Origin of the sequence: Microbacterium sp., assembly GCF_049661145.1 — a bacterium.
Taxonomy (GTDB): Bacteria; Actinomycetota; Actinomycetes; order Actinomycetales; family Microbacteriaceae; genus Microbacterium.
Window position 1 is genome coordinate 1 of the sequence record NZ_JBASZT010000405.1, and the last position, 4,237, is coordinate 4,237.

Sequence of the window (4,237 nt, forward strand, 5' to 3'; positions counted from 1 at the left end):
GTGGTCAGTGGGTGGCGAGGGCGTCGGCGACCGGCGGGACGGTCGCCGCGCGGCGTGCGCCGGCGGCGGCGATGGCCATCACGACCAGTGCCGCCGCGGTGATGATCGCGCCGATCCAGATCGGGGACGCGTAGCCGAGGCCTGCGGCGATGCCGATGCCGCCGGCCCAGGCGCCGAGGGCGTTGCCGATGTTGAAGGCGCCGATGTTGGCGCCGGAGGCGAGGGTGGGCGCGGCGCCGGCGTAATGCATGATGCGGCTCTGCAGCCCGGGTACGGTGCCGAACCCGAAGCCGCCCATGAGGAACAGGGCGACGATCGTGGCGGCGGCGGAGCCCGCGAACAGCGCGAACAGCGTCAGGACGACGACGAGAGCGGCGATGAAGAAGAGGAGGGTGCCGTCGATCGAGCGGTCGGCGAGCCGTCCGCCGAGACCGTTGCCGATGACCAGCCCGACGCCGAACAGCACGAGCAGCCACGGCACGGTCGCGGTGGCGAAGCCGGCGACCTCGGTGAGCGTGTAGGCGATGTAGGTGAACGCGCCGAACATGCCGCCGAAGGCGAGGGCGGTCACCGTGAGCGAGAGCCAGACCTGCCCGGACCGGAACGCGGCGAGCTCGCGGCGGATGCTGACCGGAGCCTCGTCGCCGTGCGACGCCGGCACCAGCGCGGCGATGCCGATGCCGGCGACCACGCCGATCGCGGCGATCGCCCAGAACGTGGAGCGCCAGCCGAGCTGCTGGCCGAGGAAGGTGCCGAACGGCACGCCGAACACGTTGGCGGCGGTCAGTCCGGTGAACATGATCGCGATCGCGCCGGCCTTGCGCTGCGCGGGGACGAGCGAGGCCGCGACGACGGAGCCGATGCCGAAGAACGCTCCGTGGCAGAGGGCGGCGACCACCCGCCCGAGCATCGCGACGCCGTACGTGTCGGCGACCGCCGTGAGCAGGTTGCCGACGATGAACAGCACCATGAGGCTCAGGAGCACCGGCTTGCGGGGCAGCCGGGTCGTGGCCGCGGTGACCACGAGGGCGCCGACGACGACGCTCAGCGCGTATCCCGAGATCAGCCATCCGGCGGCCGGCTCGGAGACCGCGAAGTCGGCGGCGATCTCCGGCAGCAGCCCCATGATCACGAACTCGGTCAATCCGATCCCGAACGCGCCGACGGCGAGGGCGAGCAGTCCCAGTGGCATGGGGGTTCTCCTGTTACGATGAAGGGGTAGTTGCAGGCGCTGGATATTGCACACGCGGGAGCAATGATTGCACACGCAACTATCCCGCGCAAGCAAGCAATTGGGGGAGGATGCCGGATGGGTATCGCGGACGACGCCGTCGAGATACGCGCGCAGGGGTGGCGCACCCTGGCCGCACTGCACGGATTGCTCGAGGCGGCGCTCGAGCGGAGCCTCGGTGACGCGGTCGACCTGTCCGTCGTCGAGTACACCGTCCTCGACGCGCTCGACCGCCAGGACGGCTGGCACATGCGCATGCAGCAGCTGGCGCGGGCCACGGCCCTGAGCGGAAGCGCGACGACCCGTCTGGTGACCCGGCTGGAGGACCGCGGGCTGCTCACGCGGGTGCTCTGCGCCGACGACCGGCGCGGGATCTACACGGAGCTCACGCCGGCCGGGCGAGAGCTCTACGAGCGCGCGCGCCCCATCCACGACGAGACCCTCGAACGCGCGCTCGAGGACGCCGCATCCCGCCCCGAGCTGGCTCCCGTCGTCGCGGCGCTGCACGACGTCGCGCTCCCCGTCGCGGACTGAGCCCTGTGGTGGCCCGCCCCAGCCTCGATCAGCTGCGCACCTTCGTCACGGTGTACCGCGCGGGTTCCGTGACGCGCGGCGCGGCACTGCTGGGGGTGTCGCAGGGGACCGCCTCGGCCCATGTCCGCGCGCTCGAGGCATCCCTCGGCTACGCGCTGTTCCACCGCGATCGCGACGGCGTCTCACCGACGGTGAAGGGGATCGAGCTCGCGCGGGAGGTCGCCGGTCATCTGGACGCGATCGAGGACGCGACGCTCGCACCCGGGGCGGGCGGCGCGCCGGCGCGCGCGGTCATCGTCGGCGGGGCGACGGAGATGCTCTCGACCATGGTGATCCCCCACCTCGCGCAGCTGATCGACGCGGCCGGGTCCCCCGTGCGGCTCCGGTTCGGACTCGCCGAGGACCTGCTGGACGCGCTGGTGGACCGGTCCGTCGACGTCGTCGTGAGTGCGGTGCCGCCGCGCAGGCGCGGTGTGGCCGCCGCTCCGATCTACGATGAGGAGTTCGTGCTCGTCGCAGCGCCGACCTGGTTCGGCACCGGGCTCGAGGACGTTCCGATCGTCGCCTACGCCGAAGACCTCCCCATCGTCCGGCGCTACTGGCGCAGCGTGTTCGGCCGCGCGCCGGACGGGATGCGCCTGGTCGCCGTCGTCCCCGACCTGCGCGGCATCCGCACCGTCGTGCTCGCCGGGCTGGGCATGTCGGTCCTGCCGACGTATCTGATCGCCGACGACCTGGCCGCCGGCGCGCTCGTCGCGCTGGACACCCCGCAGGTCGCGCCGCTGAACACGATCTTCCTCGCGACGCGCGGGCGGGAAGCTCAGCGGAACCCGGCGCTCGGCGCCGTCGCGGCGGAACTGCGCCGGCTCATCCGGTGATCGACGGGCACTCATCGATGCGCCGATGGATGCCTTCAGGATACCGATGGGCGGCGGGCGTGCCCGGGCGTCATGATCGGGTCTGTCGAAAGGACTGACTCGTGTCGAACATTCTGATGGTCGTGACCGCGGCCGATGCCCTCACCCTCGCGGATGGAACGGCCCACCCCACCGGCTACTGGGCCGAAGAGCTCGTCGTCGCGCACCGCGAGCTCGCTGCCGCGGGGCACACGATCACGATCGCCACTCCCGGCGGTGCGGCGCCGACGGTCGATCCCGGCTCGCTGTCGGCCGACGTCGTCGGCGACCCGCTCAAGGTCGAGGCCCTCCGCGCCTACATCGCCTCGATCGCCGCCGAGCTGAGCGCGCCCCTGGCCCTGGATGCCGTCGCGGCGGCGGACTACGACGCGATCGTGATGCCCGGCGGTCACGGGCCGATGGCCGACCTCGCCTTCGATGCGGACCTCGGCGCGATCCTCGGCGCGGCCGACGCGGCCGGCACACTCATCGCCCCGTTCTGCCACGGTCCGGCCGGACTGCTCAGCGCGGTGGACGCCGACGGCGCCCTCGTCTTCGCCGGCCGCAGCCTCACCGTGTTCACCGACGAGGAGGAGCTGACGGGCGGCCTGGGCTCCAACGCGCCGTGGCTCGTCGCCGACGCGCTGCGCGAGCGCGGCGCACTCGTCGAGGACGGCGCCCCCTGGTCCGAGCACGTGGTGGTCGACGGGAACCTGATCTCCGGGCAGAACCCGCAGTCCAGCGACGCCGTGGCGCGGACGCTGATCGCGGCGCTCGACGCGTGAGCCCCCGGGCGCGGGCCCTCGTCTTCTACTCGCTCGGCACGACGAGACCGGACTCGTAGGCGGCGACGACGGCCTGGGCGCGGTCCCGCAGCTGCAGCTTCGTCAGGATCCTGCTGACGTGACTCTTCACCGTCTGCTCGGCCAGCACCAGCTCGCCGGCGATCTCGCGGTTCGACATCCCGCGCGCGACGAGCACGAGCACCTCGCGCTCGCGCGGGGTCAGCGCATGGAGCGCGACGGGGTCCGGCGCCGCCTCCCGTGCGCGCACGAAGTGCTCGATCACGCGCCGCGTCACGGCCGGGTCCAGCAGCGCGTCTCCGCGCGCGACGACCCGCACTCCCGCGGCCAGCTCGGCGGGCGGGGAGTCCTTCAGCAGAAAGCCACTGGCACCGGCACGCATCGCCTCGTAGACGTACTCGTCGATGTCGAAGGTCGTCAGCATGAGCACGTGCGGGTGCGCCCGCTCTGCGGGCAGGGCCATCAGCCGCCGGGTGGCTTCGATCCCGTCGACGCCGGGCATCCGGACATCCATCAGCACGACGTCGGGCTTCACCGCCTGCGCGAGCGCGACGGCCTCCTCGCCGTCCGACGCCGTCCCGACGACCTCGAAGTCGGCCTCGGCGCCCAGCAGCGCGGCGAACCCCGCCCGGACCATGGCCTGATCGTCTGCGATCAGCACGCGGATGCTCACGGACCGGCCTCTTCGGGCTCCGGCGGCGGGAGCGGAAGCGTCAGCCGCACTGCGTACCCGCCCGCCGCGTCGGGGCCCCACACGACGGCCCCTCCCGCGG

The 4,237-nt window shown here is 72.7% G+C and carries 5 protein-coding genes; 3 read left to right on the forward strand and 2 right to left on the reverse strand.

Annotated features, from left to right (window positions below):
* Positions 1–4: 4 nt before the first annotated feature.
* Positions 5–1,192, reverse strand: coding sequence for an MFS transporter (locus WBP48_RS16895; protein ID WP_424441904.1), 1,188 nt, complete (start codon positions 1,190–1,192; stop codon positions 5–7).
* A 117-nt stretch (positions 1,193–1,309) separates the two neighbouring features.
* Here WBP48_RS16895 and WBP48_RS16900 point away from each other — a divergent pair, with 117 nt between their 5' ends.
* From WBP48_RS16900 to WBP48_RS16910, 3 genes are all read left to right on the forward strand, one after another.
* Positions 1,310–1,765 (forward strand): MarR family winged helix-turn-helix transcriptional regulator, encoded by a 456-nt coding sequence (locus tag WBP48_RS16900; RefSeq protein ID WP_424441905.1) that lies wholly within the window; start codon positions 1,310–1,312, stop codon positions 1,763–1,765.
* Positions 1,766–1,773: 8 nt separating this feature from the next.
* On the forward strand, positions 1,774–2,643 hold the full coding sequence (locus tag WBP48_RS16905; protein WP_424441906.1) for a LysR family transcriptional regulator: 870 nt from the start codon (positions 1,774–1,776) through the stop codon (positions 2,641–2,643).
* A gap of 101 nt (positions 2,644–2,744) precedes the next feature.
* The gene (locus tag WBP48_RS16910) at positions 2,745–3,446 is read left to right on the forward strand and encodes a type 1 glutamine amidotransferase domain-containing protein (protein WP_424441907.1); all 702 of its coding nucleotides are present in this window, start codon (positions 2,745–2,747) and stop codon (positions 3,444–3,446) included.
* 25 nt (positions 3,447–3,471) lie between these two features.
* Here WBP48_RS16910 and WBP48_RS16915 read toward each other — a convergent pair whose 3' ends face one another.
* A complete protein-coding gene (locus WBP48_RS16915) occupies positions 3,472–4,137 on the reverse strand; it encodes a response regulator (RefSeq protein WP_424441908.1) in 666 nt (221 codons plus the stop codon).
* Positions 4,138–4,237 lie beyond the last annotated feature (100 nt).